General features: G+C 67.9%; 15 protein-coding genes and 3 tRNA genes. 2 read left to right on the plus strand and 16 right to left on the minus strand.

The genetic code is table 11. From position 1 onward, the window contains the following. Nucleotides 1-50 precede the first annotated feature (50 nt). Nucleotides 51-728 (plus strand): hypothetical protein, encoded by a 678-nt coding sequence (locus HOW07_RS01000; RefSeq protein WP_175115853.1) that lies wholly within the window; start codon nucleotides 51-53, stop codon nucleotides 726-728. Here the strand turns inward: HOW07_RS01000 and HOW07_RS01005 are convergent. The 12 genes from HOW07_RS01005 to thrS form a co-directional block, all read right to left on the minus strand. Further along, nucleotides 715-2,970, minus strand: a complete 2,256-nt coding sequence (locus tag HOW07_RS01005; protein ID WP_064293821.1) for a bifunctional (p)ppGpp synthetase/guanosine-3',5'-bis(diphosphate) 3'-pyrophosphohydrolase — start codon at nucleotides 2,968-2,970, stop codon at nucleotides 715-717. The two genes, HOW07_RS01000 and HOW07_RS01005, sit on opposite strands and share 14 nt — an antisense overlap. 48 nt (nucleotides 2,971-3,018) lie before the next feature. Continuing rightward, complete coding sequence (gene secF / locus HOW07_RS01010) at nucleotides 3,019-4,059, minus strand: protein translocase subunit SecF (protein WP_175115854.1); 1,041 nt, start codon at nucleotides 4,057-4,059, stop codon at nucleotides 3,019-3,021. Further along, nucleotides 4,059-5,810, minus strand: a complete 1,752-nt coding sequence (gene secD / locus HOW07_RS01015) for a protein translocase subunit SecD (protein WP_175115855.1) — start codon at nucleotides 5,808-5,810, stop codon at nucleotides 4,059-4,061. Before secD ends, secF begins: the two co-directional genes overlap by 1 nt. A gap of 64 nt (nucleotides 5,811-5,874) precedes the next feature. Next, nucleotides 5,875-6,258 (minus strand): preprotein translocase subunit YajC, encoded by a 384-nt coding sequence (yajC, locus tag HOW07_RS01020; protein ID WP_064293818.1) that lies wholly within the window; start codon nucleotides 6,256-6,258, stop codon nucleotides 5,875-5,877. A gap of 72 nt (nucleotides 6,259-6,330) precedes the next feature. Next, entirely contained in the window at nucleotides 6,331-7,362 is a 1,032-nt protein-coding gene (ruvB, locus tag HOW07_RS01025) for a Holliday junction branch migration DNA helicase RuvB (RefSeq protein WP_079002493.1), read from the minus strand. Then, nucleotides 7,359-7,985 (minus strand): Holliday junction branch migration protein RuvA, encoded by a 627-nt coding sequence (gene ruvA, locus HOW07_RS01030; RefSeq protein ID WP_079002492.1) that lies wholly within the window; start codon nucleotides 7,983-7,985, stop codon nucleotides 7,359-7,361. Before ruvA ends, ruvB begins: the two co-directional genes overlap by 4 nt. After that, on the minus strand, nucleotides 7,982-8,614 hold the full coding sequence (gene ruvC / locus HOW07_RS01035; RefSeq protein ID WP_064293815.1) for a crossover junction endodeoxyribonuclease RuvC: 633 nt from the start codon (nucleotides 8,612-8,614) through the stop codon (nucleotides 7,982-7,984). The genes ruvA and ruvC overlap by 4 nt, the downstream gene beginning before the upstream one ends. A gap of 96 nt (nucleotides 8,615-8,710) precedes the next feature. Next, complete coding sequence (locus tag HOW07_RS01040; RefSeq protein WP_175115856.1) at nucleotides 8,711-9,472, minus strand: YebC/PmpR family DNA-binding transcriptional regulator; 762 nt, start codon at nucleotides 9,470-9,472, stop codon at nucleotides 8,711-8,713. Between the two features lie 99 nt (nucleotides 9,473-9,571). Then, nucleotides 9,572-10,168 carry a pyridoxal 5'-phosphate synthase glutaminase subunit PdxT gene (pdxT, locus tag HOW07_RS01045; protein WP_121290694.1) on the minus strand — a complete coding sequence of 199 codons (597 nt, stop codon included), beginning with the start codon at nucleotides 10,166-10,168 and terminating at the stop codon, nucleotides 9,572-9,574. 30 nt (nucleotides 10,169-10,198) lie between these two features. Further along, nucleotides 10,199-11,104: a pyridoxal 5'-phosphate synthase lyase subunit PdxS gene (gene pdxS / locus HOW07_RS01050; RefSeq protein ID WP_064293812.1), complete on the minus strand. Its 906-nt coding sequence runs from the start codon at nucleotides 11,102-11,104 to the stop codon at nucleotides 10,199-10,201. Nucleotides 11,105-11,202: 98 nt separating this feature from the next. Beyond that, nucleotides 11,203-11,763 (minus strand): HIT domain-containing protein, encoded by a 561-nt coding sequence (locus tag HOW07_RS01055; protein ID WP_121290696.1) that lies wholly within the window; start codon nucleotides 11,761-11,763, stop codon nucleotides 11,203-11,205. Further along, nucleotides 11,760-13,682, minus strand: a complete 1,923-nt coding sequence (gene thrS / locus HOW07_RS01060; RefSeq protein ID WP_217485126.1) for a threonine--tRNA ligase — start codon at nucleotides 13,680-13,682, stop codon at nucleotides 11,760-11,762. The genes HOW07_RS01055 and thrS overlap by 4 nt, the downstream gene beginning before the upstream one ends. 193 nt (nucleotides 13,683-13,875) lie before the next feature. On the opposite strand from thrS, the gene HOW07_RS01065 reads away from it, so the two are divergent. Next, nucleotides 13,876-14,559 (plus strand): lysoplasmalogenase, encoded by a 684-nt coding sequence (locus HOW07_RS01065; RefSeq protein WP_175115858.1) that lies wholly within the window; start codon nucleotides 13,876-13,878, stop codon nucleotides 14,557-14,559. Nucleotides 14,560-14,655: 96 nt separating this feature from the next. On the opposite strand, the gene HOW07_RS01070 is transcribed toward HOW07_RS01065, so the two are convergent. The 4 genes from HOW07_RS01070 to HOW07_RS01085 all read right to left on the minus strand — a co-directional run bounded on the left by HOW07_RS01070 (nucleotide 14,656) and on the right by HOW07_RS01085 (nucleotide 16,386). Then, nucleotides 14,656-14,727 (minus strand) — tRNA-Val (locus HOW07_RS01070). Nucleotides 14,728-14,748: 21 nt separating this feature from the next. Beyond that, nucleotides 14,749-14,819, minus strand: a tRNA-Cys gene (locus tag HOW07_RS01075). A gap of 56 nt (nucleotides 14,820-14,875) precedes the next feature. Beyond that, nucleotides 14,876-14,947, minus strand: a tRNA-Gly gene (locus HOW07_RS01080). A gap of 350 nt (nucleotides 14,948-15,297) precedes the next feature. Then, nucleotides 15,298-16,386: a DUF222 domain-containing protein gene (locus HOW07_RS01085; protein WP_371743601.1), complete on the minus strand. Its 1,089-nt coding sequence runs from the start codon at nucleotides 16,384-16,386 to the stop codon at nucleotides 15,298-15,300. Nucleotides 16,387-16,616: the final 230 nt, after the last annotated feature.

Consider the following 16,616-nt stretch of genomic DNA (forward strand, 5'->3'; position numbering starts at 1 on the left):
GATCCGTCGACGATCCTCCTGCTGCCGGACGGCTGCAGGAGGATCGTCGTATGTCCACGGCACTCCAGACGTCCTTCCCCATCGAGCCAGGCTGCGCTGCGGATCCTTCGGCCTCCATGAGCCGCCTCCCCGCCTACCTCCAGCCACCCGAGCTCTCCGTCGCCGAGCTCGCCGCCGCGCGGCTCGACGGCGAGCTCTTCGCCTTCGAAGACGGCTACTGCAGTGTCGACGAACCCGACACCGTCCGGCTGCGCGCGGCGGTCCTCGAACAGCTGCCCGGGCTGGCCGGCGCGGTCATCGCTGAGACGAGTGCCGCCTGGCTGCACGGCGCGGCGCTCATCGCACCGAGGGTCCACACGGGCTTCGTGTCGATGGAACGGCGAAGCGCGCGTTCGCCCCGGTTGCGTCTGCGTCAGGTGTCACTCCGCGCCGACGACAGCGAGCGGTGCGGCGCACTGCGGGTCACGACCCCCACGCGCACGGTCGCGGATCTGGCACGGCGCACCGGGGCCGACGCGGAGGAGGCCATGACGACGATCCGCAACTACTTCCTGCTCGGGCTCACCACCCCTGAGGAGGTCGTCGCATGGGTCCGCTCCGTCCCGCGGGTCCTCGGCGGCACACGGATCGTCCGTGTCGTGTCGAGTGCCACCGAGGTGATGCTTCCCGGCCTCGAGCCGACTCGGAGCGAACTGGCGTCCTGGTCGCTCCCGCTCAGCCGCCGTTGACCCGGTAGACGTCGTAGACGGTGTCGATCCGCCGGACCGCGTTCAGCACTCGGTCGAGGTGGGTGGTGTCGCCCATCTCGAACACGAAGCGGCTGATGGCCAGGCGGTCGCTCGAGGTGTTCACCGTCGCCGACAGGATGTTGACGTGATACTCGGACAGCACCCGCGTCACATCCGACAACAGTCCAGCTCGATCGAGTGCCTCGACCTGGATCTGGACGAGGAACACGCTCTTCGACGACGGCGCCCACTCCACATCGATCATGCGCTCGGGCTCCTGCAGGAGGCCTTGGACGTTGTGGCAGTCCGAACGGTGGACGGAGACGCCGGAGCCCCGCGTGACGAACCCGACGATCTCGTCACCCGGCACCGGGGTGCAGCACTTCGCGAGCTTGACCAGGATGTCGGGAGCACCGAGCACGAGGACCCCGGAGTCGCTGTTCTGCAGCCGCTCACGGCGGCTCCCACGCACCGGGACGGTGTACTCGGCGTGCTCGCTGTCGGCGTCCTTCTGCAGGAGCGCGACCACCTTCTCGAGCACGGACTGCGTCGAGACGTGGCCCTCGCCGACGGCCGCATAGAGTGCCGTGACGTCCTCGTAGCGCAGCTGCGCCGCGACCTCGGCGAACGAGTCCTGGTTCATGAGCTTCTGGAGCGGCAGGTTCTGCTTGCGCATCGCCCGTGCGATCGCGTCGCGCCCCTGCTCGATCGCCTCGTCGCGACGCTCCTTCGTGAACCACTGGCGGATCTTGTTCCGCGCCCGAGGGCTCTTGACGAAGTTCAACCAGTCCTGGCTCGGACCGGAGTCGGGGTTCTTCGAGGTGAAGACCTCCACCACGTCGCCGGTGTTGAGTGAGCTCTCCAGCGGCACGAGCCGCCCGTTGACCCGGGCGCCCATCGTCCGGTGGCCGACCTCCGTGTGGACGGCGTAGGCGAAGTCGACCGGCGTCGCGCCGGCGGGCAGGCCGACGACACGCCCCTTCGGGGTGAAGACGTAGACCTCCTTCGCACCGATCTCGAACCGCAACGAGTCGAGGAACTCCCCCGGGTCCGCCGTCTCCGCCTGCCAGTCGGAGATGTGGGCGAGCCAGGCCATCGAGCTGTCGGGCTCGGCGGAGGACGCGGCCTTCCCGCTGTTCATCCGCTCCTTGTACTTCCAGTGCGCGGCGACGCCGAACTCGGCCCGCTGGTGCATCTCGTTCGTGCGGATCTGGATCTCGACGGGCTTCCCGCCCGGTCCGACGACGGTGGTGTGCAGCGATTGGTACAGGTTGAACTTCGGCGTAGCGATGTAGTCCTTGAAACGCCCTGGGACGGGCGTCCACCGTGCGTGGATCGACCCGAGGACCGCGTAGCAGTCGCGCAGCGAGTTCACGAGGACACGGATGCCGACGAGGTCGTAGATGTCGTCGAACTCGCGGCCGCGGACGACCATCTTCTGGTAGATCGAGTAGTACTGCTTCGGGCGACCGGCCACCTTGCCGCGGATCTTCTGCGCCTTGAGGTCCTCGTTCACCGCGTCGATGACGTGCTGCACGTACTCCTCGCGCTGCGGTGTGCGCTGCTTGACGAGCGATTCGATCTCGGCGTAGAGCTTCGGGTACAACACGGCGAAGGACAGGTCTTCGAGCTCCCACTTGATCGCCTGGATCCCGAGGCGGTGTGCGAGCGGTGCGTAGATCTCGAGGGTCTCCGTGGCCTTCTTCGCCGCCTTCTCGGCCGGGACGAATCCCCAGGTCCGGGCGTTGTGCAACCGGTCGGCGAGCTTGATGATGAGGACGCGGATGTCCTTCGACATCGCGACGATCATCTTCCGGACCGTCTCGGCCTGTGCGCTGTCGCCGTACTTGACCTTGTCGAGCTTCGTGACGCCGTCGACGAGCATGGCGACCTCGTCACCGAAGTCGGCGTGGAGTTGGTCGAGCGAGTAGTCGGTGTCCTCGACGGTGTCGTGGAGGAGGGCCGCGACGATCGTCTTCGGTCCGATGCCGAGGTCGGCCAGGATCTGGGAGACGGCGACCGGGTGCGTGATGTACGGCTCGCCGCTCTGGCGTTTCTGGCCGGAGTGAGCCCGCTCGGCGACCGTGTACGCACGCTCGATGAGCGCCAGGTCGGCCTTCGGATGGTGCTGCCGCACCGTCCGCATCAGGGTGTCGACGGCGCCGGCCGGCTGCGCCTTCGAGAAGATCCGTGGGACGAGACGGCGCAGGGAGGCCGTCGAGGATGTCGTGGTGTCCGCCATCTCAGGCCTCCCTGCGCTCGTGCACGCGGTTGTCGGTCGCTGTCAGGGTCAACGCGCCAGCGGCGCGTCTGCTTCCGTGCGTTCGCCCTCGGCGTCATCCGAGGTCTGAGCGCGATCGCGCGACTGCAGCACGCGCTTGTCGTGCTTGGCGATGCGAGGCTCGTTGTGCCGGAAGTTCGCGTAGAGCGGTGCAGCGACGAAGATCGTCGAGTACGTGCCGACGAGGATACCGACCAGCAGGGCGAGCGAGATGTCGCGCAGCGTGTCGGCACCGAGGACGAAGGCACCGAAGAACAGGATCGCCGCGACCGGAAGCGCCGCCACCACGCCGGTGTTGATCGAGCGCACCAGGGTCTGGTTGACCGCGAGGTTCACCGACTCCCCGAACGTCCGGGCCGCGCCGTCGGCGTCGAGCGTGGTGTTCTCGCGGATCTTGTCGAACACCACGACGGTGTCGTACAGCGAGAACCCGAGGATGGTGAGGAAGCCGATCATGGCGGCCGGCGTGATCTCCCAGCCCGTCGCGGCGTAGACACCGGCCGTGATGAGGAGGTCGTGCATGAGGGAGAGCAGCGCGGCCGCGGACATCTTCCAGGTGCGGAAGTACAGGGCCATGAGGATCGCCGCGAGCACGAGGAACACGATGAGGCCGACGATCGCCTGCTTGGAGACGTCCTGACCCCATGACGGGCCGATGAACGAACTCGTGATGTCGGACTGTTCGACGCCGTAGGCCTCGGCCAAGGCTGCCGACACCTGCTGGGTGACCTTGTCGTTCTTCAGCTGGTCGGTCTGCACGCGGACCGAGTTGCCGCCCACGACGGTCACGTGGGTGGTCGCGCCGCTGACGACGGACGCGACCGCGTCTTCGGCCAGCGTCTGATCGGTGCTCTTGACGTCGGCGATCTGGAACTGCGAACCACCGCGGAACTCGATGCCGAAGTTGAATCCGCCCTTGACGACCGGGATCAACACGGAGAGGACGACCGCGACGATGGCGATCGTGTACCAGATCTTGCGCTTGCCGACGAAGTCGTAGGAGCGTTTCCCGGTGTAGAGCTCGTTTCCGAACCGTGCGAACGCACCCATCAGGAGTCCTTCCCATCGGTCGGCAGATCGTCTGCTCTGGTGTCGGAGCCGCCTCCGACGAGGGCCGCCTGCTTGCGCTCGGCGATCGTCTGGCGCTTGGCCGCCTCACGGCTGCTGGACGCGGCCTTGGCGCCGGGCACCGAGACGGGCTTCCGGAACTCCGCGCGACCACGGTAGATGGCGCCGAGCGCCGACGGGTCGAGACCGGTGAACGGCTTGCCGCTGTTGAAGAGCTTCGTCTGGCCGAGGAGCTGCATCATCGGGTGCGTGAACAGGAGCACGACGATGACGTCGATGATCGTGGTGACGCCGAGGGTGAGGGCGAAGCCGCGGACGTTGCCGATCGCAAGGACGTACAGCACCACGGCGGACAGCAGGTTGACACCCTTCGCCGCGTAGATGGTGCGCTTGGCGCGCTTCCAGCCGGCTTCGACGGCGGACTCCAGACCCCGGCCGTCGCGGAGTTCGTCCTTGATGCGTTCGAAGTACACGATGAACGAGTCCGCGGTGAAACCGATGGCGACGATGAGGCCCGCTATACCGGCGAGGGAGAGCCGGAAGCCCTGACGCCAGGACATGAGCAGGATCACCACATAGGTGAGCACTGCGGCCGCGACGAGCGAGGCGATGGTGACGGTGCCGAGGAGCCGGTACTGGAACAGCGTGTAGATGACGACCAGGATGAGCCCGATGAGACCGGCGATGAGGCCGCTCTCCAGCTGCGTCGAACCGAGGGTCGCCGAGATGGTGTCCTGGCTCTGTACGACGAAACTGATCGGCAATGCGCCGAACTTGAGCTGATCGGCGAGGGTCTTGGCGGACTCCTCGGTGAAGGAGCCGCTGATCTCCGGCTTGCCGTCGGAGATGACGGCGAGCGACTGCGGTGCGGAGATGACGTTGCCGTCGAGCACGATCGCGAACTGGTTCTGCGGGCTCTGCAGCGAGGTCAGACGACCGGTGACGTCGGCGAAGAGCGCAGTGCCCTTCTCGTTGAAGACCGGGTACACCGCCCACTCGCCCGTGCTCGCACCCGACGACGTCGTCTTGATGCCGGCGCTCGCGTCGGACAGGTCTTCTCCGGACACCTCGACCGGGCCGAGGACGTACTTGAAGGTGCCGTCGAGGTCGCAGGTGATGAGCGGCTCGGCTGCGGGAGCGGCGGTGGCGTCGAGCGAATCCGCATTCGCAGCGCAGTCGTAGGCCTGGAAGGCGGCGTACAGCGCGGGCGTCACCTGCGACAGGTCGCTCGCGTTGGTCGGCGACGCGGTCGGCGTGCTCTCGAGGCCCGGGTCCGGCGTCGGATACGGGGTCGAGGCGCCGTCTTCACCGATGAAGGTGTTGGACGGCTGACCGGGGGTCAGCTGCTGCGAGGTGAGGACCGGACGGAACTCGAGCTTCGCGGAGCTCTCGATGCGGTTCAGCGTCGCTTCGTCGGGGGTTCCCGGGATCGAGACGACGACGTTCTGACCCTGCGTCGTGATCTCCGCCTCCGAGACGCCGGACGCGTCGACGCGCTGGCGGATGATCGCGACGGCCTGGTTCAGCTGCTCGTTGGAGACCGTCTGGCCGGACTCCAGCTTCGGCGCGAGGATGATCTGGGTGCCACCCTCGAGGTCGAGGGCCAGCTTGGGCGCCCATGAGCTGTTCCCCCAGAGGACCCCGGCCGCGTTGATCGCGAACAAACCGATGAGGATTACGCCAAGCCAGGTGAGCGAACGCCACGCTTTCTTGACCGGAGTCGACTTTGCCAAACTCGGAACTCAGCTTTCTCTGCCGGCGGTGGCACGACGGCCACCGCCCGGGAAGGGGTTGGGACTAGTCGTCGCTCTTCTGCGGCTTCGAGGTGTCCTCGACGCGCTGGCCGAATTCGGGCTTGGAGAGGTCGAGCGACGATGCGTCGTCGGGGATCGACTCGACGACCGGAGCCTCTTCCGCGGTCTCGGCGACCGTCGGGGCGACGACCGCACCCGCGTAGCGGGGGTCGATGGTGACGATGACGCCGGGGGCGATCTCGACATCGGCCTTGCGGGAGTCGCGGTCCATCGAGATGAGGGTGCCGTAGACGCCGAAGCCGGTGAGCACCTCGGCGCCGGGGACGAGCTTCTGCTCCGTCTCCGCGGCCTGCTTCTTCCGCTTGTTGTTGCTCACCATCATGAACACGATCATGACGCCGGCGAGGCCGAACAGGACGAGGGTCATTGCATCCACGATGGGAACCTTCCAGAGGAGATTGAGGGCGGGATACGTTGGGAACGCACCGCCAAAGGGAAATTATAGGCCATCGAGGGTCGAGCCATGCTGAGAAGGTGTTCTGCCGAAGTGCCGCCACGCGGCCGGGGTCGCCACGCGGCCTCGTGGCGTGCGCGTGATGAGGCCGATCCTGACGAGGAACGGCTCGACGACGGACTCGATCGTCTCCGCTTCCTCGCCGACCGAGACCGCGAGCGTGCTGAGCCCGACCGGACCTCCGGCGAAGCGGTCGAGCATGCCCTCCATGACCGATCGGTCGAGTCGGTCGAGACCCAGGGCGTCGACGTCGTAGAGCTCGAGCGCGGCCTGGACGGTCTCGAGGTCCGCGCGGCCACCGTGTACGAGTGCGTAGTCCCTGACGCGGCGGAGTAGGCGGTTGGCGATGCGCGGCGTACCCCGACAGCGCCCGGCGATCTCGGCGACGGCCCGAGCGTCGATGTCGAGCCCGAGCATGTCGGCGGTGCGGTGCAGCACCTGTTGCAGTTCCGGCTCGTCGTAGAACTCGAGGTGAGCGGTGAACCCGAAGCGGTCGCGGAGCGGGTTCGGCAGCAGGCCGGAGCGGGTGGTCGCCCCGACCAGGGTGAACGGTGCCAGCTCGAGCGGGATGCTCGTCGCGCCGGCACCCTTGCCCACCATGATGTCGATGCGGAAGTCCTCCATGGCGAGGTACAACATCTCCTCGGCAGGGCGGGCCATGCGGTGGATCTCGTCGATGAAGAGCACCTCGCCCGGGGTCAGTGACGACAGGACCGCGGCGAGGTCGCCGGCGTGCTGGATGGCCGGACCGCTCGTGAGCCGGAGCGGTTTCCCGGTCTCGTGCGCGACGATCATCGCGAGGGTCGTCTTGCCGAGTCCAGGAGGGCCGGCCAGCAGGATGTGGTCGGGGGTGCGGTTCTGCATCCCGGCGGCCGTGATCAGGAGTTGCAACTGACCGCGTGCCTTGGACTGACCGACGAACTCCGAGAGCGACCGCGGACGGAGGGCCCCTTCGAACGCCAGTTCCGCGTCGGACTCGGCGGCTGGATTGGTGAGGTCTTCTGGAGCGTCCGTCACGAGGTACGGCCTCCGGCGTGCGCCGGGCCGAGTCTGCCGAGGGCCAGGCGGATGAGCGACGGCACGGTCGAGAGGTCGGCCGCACTCGCGGAGGCGGAGGCCTCCACGACCGCCTGCGTCGCCGTCTTCTCCGGCCAACCGAGCCCGATGAGCGCTGTCACGACCTGATCGGCGATCGCGGCGGCGTTCACGGTGGTCGCAGGAGCTTCAGGCGTCGTCCTGGTGACGCGGAGCTTGCCGGCGAGCGAGACGGTGATGAGCTTCGCCGTCTTCGGCCCGATCCCGGAGACCTTGCGGAACGGGGCGTCGTCGTCAGCGGAGATGGCGGCGGCGATCTGTTCCGGCGTCAACGCCTCCAGGACGCCGAGTGCCGACTTCGGGCCGACCCCGGTGACGCTCACCAGGAGCTCGAACACGGACAGCTCCTCGGCGGATCGGAACCCGAACAGGGAGAGCGAGTCCTCCCGCACGATCAGTGTCGTCGAGAGGAGCGCTTCCGTGCCGACCCGGAGGGAGAGGGCATGGGCCGGCGTGACTTGGACGGCGAATCCGACGCCGCCCACCTCGATCACGACGAGGTTGCCGACCGCGCTCAGGACGGTGCCGCGGAGGGAGGAGATCATGCTTCCAGCCTAGGGCTCCGCGCTGCCCGGGCCCGGACGGCCGCCTCGCGCGGAGCGCCGCCGCGTTCCGCCGCCGCCCACGCCCGCTGGGCCGGAGTGAGTGCTCCACTCCCCTGCGGCGGAGCGCCGACGGGTGTCGCTGCCGTCGACACGACGGGTCGCCAGGCGTGGCAGATCGCGAGAGCGAGCGCATCGGCGGCGTCAGCCGGCTTCGGGAGTTCGTCGAGACCGAGGATCCGGGCGACCATGGTCTGCACCTGGAGCTTGTCCGCCCGGCCGTATCCGGTCACCGCGGCCTTGACCTCACTCGGGGTGTGCAGGCCGACGGGGATACCGTTCGCGGCCGCGGCGTGCAGTGCGAGCCCACTCGCCTGGGCGGTGCCCATGACCGTCCGGACGTTGTGTTGCGCGAACACCCGCTCGACGGCCATCGCGGTCGGCGAAGTGCGCTCGATCGCCTCGGCGATACCCTGCGCGATCATGAGGAGTCGCTGCTCGAGTGGGGCGTGCGCGTCCGTCCGGATGACGCCGTACTCGACCATCGTGGCCTGCCGTCCCGGCAGGACGTCGACGACCCCCACCCCGCATCGGGTCAGGCCGGGGTCGATGCCGAGGACGCGCAGAGTCATGTTCCGACCCTAAGCGCGGGCGATGCGCCGGACGCTCCGCGAGGGCGGAGTGTCGTACATCCGTTCGAACGGGCTTCGCACGGCACGGGTGCCGGACTACTCGTCGTCGGCCTCCAGCTCGGCCTGCACCTCGGGGGTGAGGTCGAAGTTGCTGTAGATGTTCTGGACGTCGTCGTTGTCCTCGAGCGCGTCGATCAGCTTGAAGATCTTGCGCGCCGTGTCGGCGTCGATCTCGACCTTGAGGTTCGGGACGAAGGCGACGTCGGCGGAGTCGTAATCGATACCGGCCTCTTGCAGGGCGGTCCGGGTCGCGACCATGTCGCTCGGCTCGGTGACGACCTCGAAGGTCTCGCCCTCGGTGTTCACCTCTTCTGCGCCCGCATCGAGGACGGCGCCGAGGATGTCGTCCTCCGTGGTCCCCTCGGCCTGGACGACGATGAGGCCCTTGCGCTGGAAGTTGTAGGCGACGGAGCCCGGATCGGCCATGGTGCCGCCGTTGCGGGACATCAGCGTCCGGACATCGGCTGCTGCACGGTTCTTGTTGTCGGTGAGGCACTCGACGAGCAGGGCGACGCCGTTCGGACCGTAGCCCTCGTACATGATCGTGGTGTAGTCGACGACCTCACCGGTGAGGCCGGCACCGCGCTTGACGGCGCGGTCGATGTTGTCGTTCGGGACCGAGGTCTTCTTCGCCTTCTGGATGGCGTCCTGCAGCGTCGGGTTGCCCGCGAGGTCTGCGCCGCCCATCTTGGCCGCGACCTCGATGTTCTTGATGAGCTTGGCGAACGACTTCGCGCGACGGCCGTCGATGACCGCCTTCTTGTGCTTGGTCGTCGCCCACTTGGAGTGTCCGGACATGTGCTCCCTAACTGCGTGAAAAGAACCTGACCAGTCTAGGCCAGCGACCCGGAACTCGCGATCACGCCGCGACGGGCCACGGGATCGGGCGCCAGCGCCTCAGCGGGATCGCTCGACCTTGTCGAGGAAGTAGGCGTGGAAACGGGTGTCGCCCGTGACCTCGGGATGGAAGGACGTGCCGAGGAGGTTCCCCTGCTCGACGGCGACCATCCGACCGTCGGGCAGCGAGGCCAGGGGTGTCACCGACGGACCGGCGGCTTCGACCACCGGCGCGCGGATGAACACGGCGTGCACGGGCGGGTCGCCGAGGACCGGGATCGACAGGTCCGTCTCGAAGGAGTCGAGCTGCGACCCGAAGGCGTTGCGCCGGACCGAGACGTCGAGCCCGCCGAGACTCTGCTGGCCGGCGATCCCGTCGAGGATCCGGTCGGCCAGGAGGATGAGCCCGGCGCAGGTGCCGTACACGGGCAACCCGGCGGTGATCGCTTCGCGCAACGGTCCGGCGAGGTCGAAGGAGCGAGCGAGCTTGTCCATCACGCTCGACTCGCCGCCGGGCAGGACGAGTCCGTCGATGCCGGTCAGTTCCGAGGGACGCCTGATGAGGCTGACGTCCGCCCCGAGGCCGGTGAGGACGGCCGCATGCTCGCGGAAGTCCCCTTGCAGGGCGAGGACGCCGACGCGTGCCGCCCCGGTCACGACGTCACCTGGTTCAGGGCGGACGCGGGGCTACCAGCCACGCTCGGCGAGGCGGTGCGGTGCGGCGAGGTCGGCGACGTTGATGCCGACCATCGCCTCACCGAGACCACGGGACACCTCGGCGATGACCTGAGGGTCGTCGAAGAAGGTCGTCGCCTTGACGACGGCCGCCGCCCGCTGGGCCGGATTGCCGGACTTGAAGATGCCGGATCCGACGAACACGCCGTCGGCACCCAGCTGCATCATCATCGCGGCGTCGGCCGGCGTCGCCACACCCCCGGCGGTGAACAACACGACCGGGAGCTTGCCCGTCTCGGCGATCTCGACGACGAGGTCGTACGGGGCCTGGAGGTCCTTCGCCGCGACGTACAGCTCGTCCTTCGACATCGACGACAGGTGTGCGATCTCGGAGCGGATCTTGCGGATGTGCTTCGTCGCCTCGGACACGTCGCCGGTGCCGGCCTCGCCCTTCGAGCGGATCATGGCGGCACCCTCGTTGATGCGCCGCAGTGCTTCTCCGAGGTTGGTGGCGCCGCACACGAACGGGACGTCGAAGCCCCACTTGTCGATGTGGTTCACGTAGTCGGCCGGGCTCAGGACCTCGGACTCGTCGATGTAGTCGACGTCGAGCGCCTGGAGGACCTGCGCTTCGACGAAGTGGCCGATGCGAGCCTTCGCCATGACGGGGATGGACACCTCGGCGATGATCGATTCGATGAGGTCGGGATCGCTCATCCGAGCCACGCCGCCCTGGGACCGGATGTCCGCCGGAACGCGCTCGAGGGCCATCACGGCGACGGCTCCGGCGTCCTCCGCGATACGGGCCTGCTCGGCGGTGACGACGTCCATGATGACGCCGCCCTTCAGCATCTCCGCGAGTCCGCGCTTCACGCGGTTCGAGCCGTGCTGTCCAGTGGTCGTGCTGCTCTCGGTCATGATGGCGAGCGTACCGCCGGGTGGCCTGACGGTGCTCCGTCCACAGGCCGGAAATTGGACTTGGCTGGGCCGGTCCACCTGGACCGGCCCACGATGGATCAGGTCGAGGTGGGCCAGGCGTCCGCGATCGACTGCCGGACGTCGCCGAGCAGCTGCGGGAGCGCCTTGGTCTGGGCGATGATCGGGAAGAAGTTGGCGTCCGTCGCCCAGCGCGGGACGATGTGCTGGTGCAGGTGCGCCGCGATCCCGGCACCGGCCACGGCACCCTGGTTCATGCCGAGGTTGAAACCGTCGTTCCTCGAGACGGACCGGACGACCCGCATCGCCGTCTGCGTCAGAGCGCCGATCTCGGCGACCTCCTCCGTCGTCGCGTCGTCGTACATCGCGACGTGGCGGTACGGGCAGACGAGCAGATGCCCGGAGTTGTACGGGAAGAGGTTCAGCAGCACGAAGGCGTGCTCGCCCCGATGCACGATGAGCGCTGACTCGTCGTCGAGCGTCGGCGCGATGCAGAACGGACAACCGTCGTCGGATGGTTGGCCCTGCTTGATGTAGACCATCCGGTGGGGCGTCCAGAGACGCTGGAACGCGTCCGGGACGCCCACCAGGTGGGAGGTGTCGATCGACTCGAACGACTCCGGCTCGGTGCCCGGGGTCATGCCGGCAGATCCGCTGCGGTGTTCACCTGCAGTTTCGCGGCGATGGCGGCGCGGATTCGGCGCACGGCGTCGGCGACCGGGACACCGTTCTCCTGGGTGCCGTCGCGGAATCGGAAGCTCACCGCGCCGTTGGCCTGGTCCTCCTCGCCGACGATCAGCTGCAGCGGGGTCTTCGCCTTGGTGTGGTTGCGGATCTTCTTCTGCATCCGATCGTCGGAGGCGTCGAGTTCCGCACGGACCCCGGACGAGCGCAGCTCGGCGACGACTCCGCCGAGGAACTCCTCGTACTGCTCGGAGACGGGGATACCGACGACCTGCACGGGGGCGAGCCACACCGGGAAGGCACCCGCGTAGTGCTCGAGCAGGATGGCGAAGAAGCGCTCGATCGAGCCGAGGAGTGCGCGGTGGATCATCGCCGGACGCTTGCGCGTGCCGTCAGCAGCCGTGTACTCCAGCTCGAACAACTCGGGCAGGTTGAAGTCGAGCTGCACGGTGGACAGCTGCCACGTCCGGCCGATCGCGTCGCGCGCCTGCACCGAGATCTTCGGACCGTAGAAGGCTGCGCCGGCGGGGTCGAGGACGAGTTCGAGACCGGACTCGACCGCCACCTGGCGGAGGGTCTCGGTCGCTTCGTCCCAGACCTCGTCGGTGCCGACGTACTTGTCGGGGTCCTTCGTCGAGAGCTCCAGGTAGAAGTCGTCGAGACCGTAGCCGCGGAGGGTCTCCAGGACGAACTGCAACTGGCGGCCGACCTCGTCCTTGACCTGGTCGTCGGTCACGTAGATGTGGGCGTCGTCCTGCGTGAGGCCACGGACACGCGTGAGCCCGGAGAGGGTGCCGCTCTTCTCGTACCGGTAGACCGTGCCGAACTCGGCGAGACGGAGCGGCAGTTCGCGGTAGCTGCGCCCTCGGGCCCGGTAGATCAGGTTGTGCATCGGGCAGTTCATGGGCTTCAGGTAGTAGTCCTGGCCCTGACGGGTGACGTGGCCGTCGGCGTCGACCTCCTGGTCGAGGTGCATCGCCGGGAACATGCCGTCCTTGTACCAGGCCAGGTGCTGGCTGACCTCGAACAGGTGCCCCTTCGTGATGTGCGGGGTGTTCACCAGCTCGTAGCCGGACGCGAGCAGGCGCTCGCGCATGTAGTTCTCGATCTCGTTGCGGATGATGCCGCCCTTGGGGTGGAACACCGCGAGACCCGAGCCGATCTCCTCGGGGAAGCTGAAGAGGTCGAGCTCGGCACCGAGCTTGCGGTGGTCGCGCTTGGCCGCCTCCTCGATCCGAGTCTGATACGCGCGCAGCTCGTCCTTGGTCGCCCAAGCGGTGCCGTAGATCCGCTGCAGCTGCGGGTTCTTCTCGCTCCCCCGCCAGTACGCCGCGGCGAGACGCGTCAAAGCCCAGCCGTTGCCGATCATGCGCGTGTTCGGCAGGTGCGGACCGCGGCAGAGGTCCTTCCAGACCGTCTCCCCCGTCTTCGGGTCGACGTTGTCGTAGATGGTCAGCTCCGAGCCGCCCACCTCGACGTTCTCGTCGTCGGCTGCGGATCCGCCCTTGAGGCCGATCAGCTCGAGCTTGTAGGGCTCCCCCGCGAGTTCCTCGCGAGCCTCGTCTTCGGTGACGACGCGTCGCACGAAGCGCTGGCCCTGGCGGATGATGCGGTCCATCGTCTTCTGCAGCACCTTGAGCGCCTCGGGCGTGAACGGTGCGGCGACGTCGAAGTCGTAGTAGAAGCCGTCGGTGACCGGCGGGCCGATGCCGAGGTTCGCGTGCGGGTCGACCTGCTGCACGGCCTGCGCGAGCACGTGGGCTGCGGAGTGGCGGAGGATGTTGAGACCGTCCGGCGAGTCGAGGTGCACCGGCTCGACGGTGTCCGTCTCCGTCACCGTGGCGGCGAGGTCCTTCAGTTCGCCGTTGACGCGCATGGCGACCACGGATCGGTCGGTGAACAGTGCGAACCCGTCACTCACGGATGATCTCTCTTTCTCAGGTGAAACCTTGGCCGTGCAAGCCTATCGTCGTCCACGACGAGGAGACGCTGCCGTCGGTCGGCGGCCATGGTTCGTGCTCGGGCTCATCGCTAGAGTGAAGGCCTACGACGTGACGGGGGTGGCGCTGATGACGGCTGTGCAGAGAAGCCGGGCTGCGACGGCGCTGTTCGCCGCGCTGCCCGTGGTCGCACTCGTGCACATCATCGCCCTCGCCTCCGGTCAGGAGTGGCTGTCGCTCCTCACCAAGCCGTTCATCATGCTGGTCCTCGCGCTGGCGCTCGTGTGGTCGGTCCGACGGCTGTCTGCCGCTGCGGTCACCGCGCTCGTCGCGATCATGTGCAGCTGGCTGGGCGACGTCGCCCTCATGGTCCCGGGCGAACTCGCGTTCGGCGTGGGGATCCTGTTCTTCATGCTCGCTCAGGCCGGCTATGTCCTACTCTTCGTGCGGCATCTGCGCACCAGGAACCGCCCGCCGGTCTGGGCGCTCGTGTACCTGGTGTGGCTCGTCGCCGGTATCGCGCTCCTCAGTCAGCAGGACATGGGGGCGCTGTATCCGGCGGTCGTCCTGTACGCCGTCGTGATCGGGGCCATGGCGGCGTCTTCCACGATGACGACGCCGACGATCGCCGTGGGCGGTGCGCTGTTCCTGGTCTCCGACTCGTTGATCGGGCTCGACCGCTTCGTGCCTGCAGTGACGATCTGGGCGGCGGACGAGATCATCATGGCGACATACGCCGCGGGCCAATGCATCATCGTGTGGGGCGTCGCGGAGGTCCTGCGTCGCCGGGAGCGGGCGGTCCTCGCCGTCTGAACGGACGTCCGGGCGTGCGATGGGTGGTCTGCGCAAGAGGTGGTCTGTGCAACGACGGAGGGCCCGAGCTGTTCGCTCGGGCCCTCCGTGTTCCTGTGGGCGATACTGGGATCGAACCAGTGACCTCTTCCGTGTCAGGGAAGCGCGCTACCGCTGCGCCAATCGCCCAGGTGAGTGGTGTTGCCAGCGAGGTGGCGACGGGATTCGAACCCGTGTGGACGGCTTTGCAGGCCGCTGCCTAGCCTCTCGGCCACGCCACCACGTGTGATGAAACACACTGTCGAGCGGAACGCTTGCACGTTCTCACTGACACTCGAGCGGATGACGAGATTCGAACTCGCGACCCTCACCTTGGCAAGGTGATGCGCTACCACTGCGCCACATCCGCATTGCATCCCGTTTCCGGGTGCTTGGAAACTCTAGCCGATGTTGACGGCGCTCGTTGACACCTCGGTGCGGGCGAGTCGGTCCAACCCTTGATGTTCCGCGGAAAATCGGGCTGAAAATCGATGTCGCCCGGCGCGTCGGCGTCCAGGGTCGAACCACCCTTCGACAGGCTCAGGGGCCGGAGCGGCCCGGCGGCCCTCCCCGGTCACTGAGCTTGTTCCTGGTCACTGAGCTTGCCGAAGTGCCCACGAGCACCCCTTCGACAGGCTCAGCGACCGAGACGGGTCGGGCACACCTCTCCCGGTCGCTGAGCCTGTCGAAGTGCCCACGAAGGAGCCTTCGTCGGCGGGGTCAGAATGGTGCGGGATCTGGCTCGGTCCGATACTGCTCGCCGTCGGGTGTCGTCCACTCGAGGACCCCGCCCGGCTGATGGTCGAGGTTCCAACCCGGCAGGTGTTTCATGCGGTGGTGATGTCGACACAGGCAGGCGAGATTGTCGACATCTGTGGTGCCTCCGTCGTCCCACGCGACTGAGTGGTCGAGGTCGCAGGCTCTGGCGCGTCTGCCGCAGCCCGGTGCCCGACAGGTGCCGTCTCGCAACCGCACTGCCCGTTGGAGGTCGGCCGGGACGCGGTATTGATGCCGGCCGACGGAGAGGACCGCACCGGTTTCCGGCTGGACGAGGATCCGGGTGAAGCTGGGCGCGTTCACCGCGATCCGTGCTGCGGTCTCGGGGTCGATGGGGCCGTAGCCGTCCAGGGTGGCCGGGGCGTCGGAGATGCCAGCCATGCTGAGCGCTGGGACCGTGATGTGGACCGTGGGCCTGATGTGCTCCTGGACCTCGATCGGGTGCGGGAGGATCGGGCTCGACATGACGTCGTCGGGGGTCACGCCGGTGAGCGCGAGGGCCGCGAGGGCATCGGCCTGGAGTTGTGCGCAGGTGCGGGTGTCGCCTGCGGCGCGGCTTTCTGCGGCGGCTGCTTTGAGTCGCTCGGCGATGCCCTGCGCGATCGGCGCCGTGGTCAGGAGGTGCACCCAGGCCATGCCGTCGGCGGCCGGCTCGAACTCGACCCGTCGGTCGGCCTCGGAGCGGACCGCGCGGGCGGTGATGGACTCGGGATGGAGCCGCTCGCGCAAGACCCGGGCACTCGTGCGGAGGCCAGCGGCCGTCGTGCGCTCGGCGATGACGAGCACCTGATCGAGGAACACCGCCCGCCCGGCGGCAGGGACGTCGCAGAGCTGGTCCGTGATCACCTGCGCGTGCCTCGCCGAGATGCGCCCGGCCTCGAGTGACTCGAGCACGGCCGGCGCTTCGTCCACAAGGTGCTCGGCATCGTTCGTCGCCCGCTGGATCGTCCGCTCCGGGATCCGGGTCGCCATCGCGAGGGCCGCGCAGGTGGAGCGGCGCGAGAGCGCCTGGCGCTCCGCCGGCGGGAAGATCGCCGGGACGGTGGCGTCGGCAAAGCGTCAGCATCACTGACATTCCAGATGCCGAGTGAGGGTCGGTTGCGGAAAGGTCCTCGTGTGCCCTTCGACAGGCTCAGGGACCGGGAGGGCGGGCGCCGGATTCGTGACGTGGCTCGTGTGCCCTTCGACAGGCTCAGGGACCAGGAGGACGGGCGCCGGATTCGTGACGTGGCTCGTGTGCCCTTCGACAGGCTCAGGGACCA

This window comes from Plantibacter sp. MCCC 1A11337 (genome assembly GCF_013349365.1).
GTDB classification, from domain to species: Bacteria; Actinomycetota; Actinomycetes; order Actinomycetales; family Microbacteriaceae; genus Plantibacter; species Plantibacter flavus_A.